This window comes from Sphingobium sp. SA916 (assembly GCF_002894065.1).
In the GTDB taxonomy this organism is placed as follows: domain Bacteria; phylum Pseudomonadota; class Alphaproteobacteria; order Sphingomonadales; family Sphingomonadaceae; genus Sphingobium; species Sphingobium fuliginis.
On record NZ_LXYF01000100.1, the window covers coordinates 1 to 5,075 of the forward strand.

Below are 5,075 nucleotides of genomic sequence, written 5' to 3' on the forward strand. Positions count from 1 at the left end.
GCGCCCGTGCCGCTGCCTCCCGCGCAGGTCGCGGTCGGCGATCCCGCCGCGCTGCTCAGGCGCCGCCCCGACATCAGGGCGGCGGAGCGCCAGTTCGCCGCCGCCACCGCCAGGATCGGCGTGGCGGAGGCCGCGCGTTTTCCCAGCCTCAGCTTCATGGGCCTGATCGGCATCGGCGGCACCGATCCGGGCGATCTGGTCGACCTCGACACGCTGGCGGCGATCGCCATGCCGCGCCTGAGCTGGAGCTTCCTCGATTTCGGCCGCAACGCCGCCCGGGTCGGACAGGCCGAAGGCGTCCGGGACGAGGCGGCCGCGCAATATCGGCAGGCGGTGCTCAATGCCCTGCGCGACGGCGAGGACGCGCTTTCCCGCTTTGGCGCGCGGCGGCTGAGCGTCGCCAGCGCCGCCCGGTCGAAGGCCTCGGCTGAGCGCGCCGCCGCGCTGATGCGCCAGCGTTTCGAGGCGGGAACGGCCACCCGCATCCAGCTTCTCGACGCGGAGCGGCAGAGCCTGTCGGCGGCTCAGGCGCTGACCCAGGGAACGGCGGCGATGACGGCCGACTATATCGCCCTGCAAAAGGCGCTCGGCCTCGGCTGGCAATAGGGAATTTAACCTTTCCGCAAGGCTTTGGGAGCGAAATGCCGCGCTGGAGCGCGTTGCCTTGTATCGGGCACAGGCCGCGCGCTCCAAGTTTCTGTTGTCGCATCGTTTTAGGCAGAAAACCGGTTCCCGTCCTTCGACAGGGCTCAGGACAGGCTTTTCCGCACGATGCTCTAAAAGTCCATATTGTCCGATGGAAGCGCGACATGCTCCGGGGGAGGAGTCCGGCAGGGACGGGAGAGCGCGCTTCGGATCGGACGGGAGGGACTTTCAAGTCGGGGCCGCGCATCATCATGTTGAAGAGAATTCGTACCGAGCATGTCGAATTGGGCATGTTCCTCCACAAGATGGAAGGGTCATGGTTCGCCCACCCCTTCTGGAAGAGCAGGATGCTGCTGGAGGATGCCGAACAACTGGAAACGTTGAAGGCGAGCAAGGTCGAATGGGTGCAGATAGACACCTCTCGCGGCGCTGACCTGAAGCCCAGCGAAGCGCCCGCCCCGCCCCGCGCGCCGGCTGCCGACCAGCGTGACCGTCCGTTCGGCCGTGCGGGCGCCACCATAGCCCGGCGCGGGGCGCCGCCGCCCGTCAGCCGTCCGTTCGACCCGCTGTCGAAGGACAGGCTGCCGGCCAAGGCGGAGATGGTTCATGCCAACCGCCTCGCCCGCAAGTCGGTGCGCGCGATGCAGAAGATCTTCGACGATTCCCGACTGGGCAATGCGATCAAGCTCAACAGGCTGGAAACGATGATCGATGAGATCTCCAGCTCCATCCAGCGCAATCCCCACGCCTTCATGGCGGTGACGCGGCTCAAGAACACCAGCGAATATCTCTATCTGCACGCCCTGTCGGTCTGCGCGCTGATGATCAGCCTGGCGCAGCAGCTCCGCCTCTCTCCGGAAGAGGTGCAGCAGGCCGGGCTTGCCGGATTGCTGATGGACGTCGGCATGGGCCATGTGCCGCAGGAAACCTGGGACAAGGACAGTCCGCTGACGCCGGAGGAATGGGAGGTGGTGAAGAGCCACACCACGCTGGCGCATGAATTCCTGGCGCTGGGCGGCGAAATGCCGGACGCCGTGCTGGACGTCTGCCTCCATCACCATGAGCGGTTGGACGGCAGCGGCTATCCCCATGGGCTGAAGGGCGATGAAATCGGACGGTTCGCCCGCATGGCGGCGATCTGCGACACCTATGACGCGATGACGTCCAACCGCATCCACCGTCATGGCGAGGACCCATCCCGCGCGCTGCTGATGCTGGACGAGGCGCAGACGCTCTACGACCCCGAAATCTTCCAGGCGTTCCAGCGCGCGGTCGGCATCTATCCCATCGGATCGCTGGTCCGCCTGCGCTCGCACCGGCTGGCGATCGTGGTCGAGCAGAATGCCGACGACCTGACGCTGCCGGTGGTGCGGCCCTTCTATTCGCTTTCCGACCGCAGCTTCGTGAAGGCGGAGGACATAGACCTTTCCAACTGCTTCGGCGCGGACCAGATCATGACCCGCGAAACGCCGGAGGGTTGGGACATGACCGAATGGCCCGCGCTCAGCGCCAGGCTGCTCGCGGCGGCGGGATGAAGGCGGGGGCCCTGCCCTGAAAATTCGTTGCGCCTGCCCGCCGGGCAAGGGATATAGGCGGCATGATCGTGCCGGATATGCCCTCTACCGCGGCGGGCGTCGCCGTTCATTATGACGAACTGGACCTCGCCTACCGGCGGATCTGGGGCGAGCATGTGCATCATGGCTATTGGCGGAGGGGGAGCGAGAGCCCCGCCGAAGCGGCCGAAGCGCTCGTCGAGGAGGTGGAGGCGCGGCTTGCGCCGGAACCAGGACAGAGGCTGTGCGACATAGGATGCGGCTATGGCGCCACCGCCGCCCGGATCGTCGCCCGGCACGACGTCCATGTCACGGGCCTCACCCTCTCCTCCGCGCAGGAGAAGGTGGCAGGCGCGCGTGCGCTGTCCCGCTTCACCTGCCTGCGTCGGGACTGGCTGCACAATGATCTGCCCGATGCGGGTTTCGACGGCGCCTATGCGATCGAAAGTTCCGAACATATGGTCGACAAGGCCCGCTTCTTCACGGAAGCGGCACGGGTGCTGCGGCCCGGCGGGCGGCTGGTCGTCTGCGCCTGGCTGGAGGGCGAAGGCGCGCGGCCATGGGAAGTCCGCCACCTGCTGCGACCCATTTGCCGGGAGGGGCGGCTTCCCGGCATGGGCAGCCGGGCGGATTATGAGGCGCTGGCCGCCCAAGCGGGGTTCGCGCTGCGCGACCATGAGGATGCCAGCGTCCGCGTCCGCCGCACCTGGACGATCTGCCTGCGTCGGCTGGCGGTGGCCATGATCCGCGACCCGGCCCTGCGGAGCCTTGCGCTCAATCCCCGGACCCGGAACCGCGACTTCATCCTCAGCCTGCCGCGCCTGATCCTGGCGCTGCGCACCGGCGCGATGCGCTACGGCATCTTCCTGTGGGAGAAGGACAGCGCCGGTCCTAGGGTGTGAGGGGATTCAGCCCATGGCGACCTGCGTCCGATTTAGCGCAGCGTGCTCTAGCGCAGCCGGGTCCAGCGCTGCGACTGGCACAGGAACAGCACGCATCCCGTCAGCCTGAGCGATCCGTCCGCGTTCAATCCCAATGTCGCGCGGTAGCTTCGCCCCGATTTCGGGTCATAGGCGCGGCCGCCCTTCCAGATCGCGCCGTCGCGGCGGAAACCCCAAAGGGTGAGCAGGCCCAATATCGGCTGCCCGCGCAACTTGGGGTCGGGATTGTTGACATCGGTCGCCGGCACGCCCGGTCCCTTGTCCAGCACTTGCGCGATCCGACCGCACATCTGCCCGCCGCACGGCGCGATCTGCACCACGCCCTTCCGGTCCTCGGTCAGCCAACGGCCCTCGACGGACGGCGGCGAGGCCGCCGCCGCCATGATCAGGAGCGCGGTGAAATATCCCATGGCATGCACCTCCATGCCCATGAAGATATGCTATGATGCCGGAGAAGAAGAGAGGGCATATGGCCGACCTTTCGATCCGTTCGCGGCAGGAAGAGCAGATGGACGCGCCGGACCTGGACCCCGCCGTCTATGAGCGGGTGCTGCACGACCTCGCCCGCGTGAACCGCTGGACCTTCACTGCCTGGCCCACCATCGCCTTCCTCAACCGCGCGGTCGGTCCGGCCCGGCATTTCCGCCTGCTCGATGTCGGTTTCGGAGACGGCGACGTCCTGCGCGCGGTCGCCCGCTGGGCCCGGAAGCGCGGGATAGAGGCCGAGCTGATCGGCGTCGACCTCAATGAAAAGAGCCTTGCCGCGGCCCGCCACGCGACTCCGCCCGAACTTGCCATCGACTATCGGGCCGGCGACTATCTGGACCAGCCGGAGCAGTTCGACTTCATCATCTCCAGCCAGGTGACGCACCATATGACGGATGCGCAACTGATGACCTTCCTGCGCCATATGGAGGCGGAGGCGCGGATGGGGTGGCTGATCTGCGACCTGCACCGGCATGGATTTGCCCATTGGGGCTTTCCGCTGCTCGCCCGCCTGCTGCGCGTCCACCGCATCGTGCGGGAGGATGGCCGGCTGTCCATTGCCCGGTCCTTCCGCCCCGGCGACTGGGCGGAGCTGTTGCCCCAGGCGGGCATCAGCCTGGACGATGTGCGGATCGTGCGGCGCTTTTCCTTCCGCCTGTGCGTGGAGCGGATATGCGGGTGAGCAGCGCGGCCTGAACGCCCAGCCCCGGCATCAGGCCCAGCAGCCGCATCAGCAGCCCGCGTCCCCATGGTCCCGCCGCCCCGTGGCGCAAGGCTTCGGCAATCGCCAGCGGCCGCCGGCTGCGGCGGCGCCACTGGTCCTGCCAGCCCATCGCCGCCTGCGCTCCACCCCGCAGATAGGCCTGCGCGGCGCTGGTCCCGCTGTGGAGCGCGATGGCGATGCCGTCGCCGGCCAGGGAAGCGATCACCGCGCCCTGATCCCCGATGCGGAAGAGTCCCGGAACGCTCGCCGCCGCGCGCCAGCCATAGGGCACGCCGGCAATCGCTTCAAAAGAGGGCGGCATGTTTCCAGCCATGCGGCGGGCCAGATGGGGCGCCTCCGCCATGATCGCCTGCATCAGCGCGGGCGCGCCATCCGACAGCCGGTCCCGCGCAACGGAAAGGCAGAGATTGGCGGTGCCATCCTCCTGCAACAGCAGGCCGGCATAGCCGCCGTCGAACAGGTGCATCTCGATCACGCCCGTCAGGTCCGCGCTGCCGGGCAGGGTCGCGCGAAACCCGACGCAGGGCGGTTCCCGCCGGGCGGTGAGATCGCGGGCCAGCCCGCGCAATTCATGCTTGCCCGTCGCCAGGAACAGCGCATCGCCGGCCAACTGCCCGCCATCGTCGAACCGGATCGAACGCGCTGCGGGGTCGGCGGCGCGCACCGCCCGGCCCCGCTGGACGACGGCTCCCGCCCGCGCCGCGCGCGCGATCAGCGCTTCGTCCA

The 5,075-nt window shown here is 68.1% G+C and carries 6 protein-coding genes; 4 read left to right on the forward strand and 2 right to left on the reverse strand.

The features are described from left to right. The 3 genes from A8G00_RS23730 to A8G00_RS23740 all read left to right on the forward strand — a co-directional run. Positions 1-606, forward strand: a 606-nt coding sequence (locus A8G00_RS23730; RefSeq protein ID WP_172451964.1) for a TolC family protein, incomplete at its 5' end; no start/stop codon positions are given. Between the two features lie 290 nt (positions 607-896). Next, the gene (locus A8G00_RS23735) at positions 897-2,180 is read left to right on the forward strand and encodes an HD-GYP domain-containing protein (RefSeq protein WP_025549811.1); all 1,284 of its coding nucleotides are present in this window, start codon (positions 897-899) and stop codon (positions 2,178-2,180) included. Positions 2,181-2,242: 62 nt separating this feature from the next. Continuing rightward, the gene (locus A8G00_RS23740) at positions 2,243-3,100 is read left to right on the forward strand and encodes a class I SAM-dependent methyltransferase (RefSeq protein ID WP_025549812.1); all 858 of its coding nucleotides are present in this window, start codon (positions 2,243-2,245) and stop codon (positions 3,098-3,100) included. Positions 3,101-3,147: 47 nt separating this feature from the next. Here A8G00_RS23740 and A8G00_RS23745 read toward each other — a convergent pair whose 3' ends face one another. After that, the gene (locus A8G00_RS23745) at positions 3,148-3,549 is read right to left on the reverse strand and encodes a DUF2147 domain-containing protein (protein ID WP_044662863.1); all 402 of its coding nucleotides are present in this window, start codon (positions 3,547-3,549) and stop codon (positions 3,148-3,150) included. 59 nt (positions 3,550-3,608) lie between these two features. Here A8G00_RS23745 and A8G00_RS23750 point away from each other — a divergent pair, with 59 nt between their 5' ends. Continuing rightward, positions 3,609-4,307, forward strand: a complete 699-nt coding sequence (locus A8G00_RS23750) for a methyltransferase domain-containing protein (RefSeq protein WP_025549814.1) — start codon at positions 3,609-3,611, stop codon at positions 4,305-4,307. Here A8G00_RS23750 and A8G00_RS23755 read toward each other — a convergent pair. Continuing rightward, the coding region (locus A8G00_RS23755; protein ID WP_103001875.1) for an oxidoreductase at positions 4,237-5,075 on the reverse strand (839 nt) is incomplete at its 5' end. The two genes, A8G00_RS23750 and A8G00_RS23755, sit on opposite strands and share 71 nt — an antisense overlap.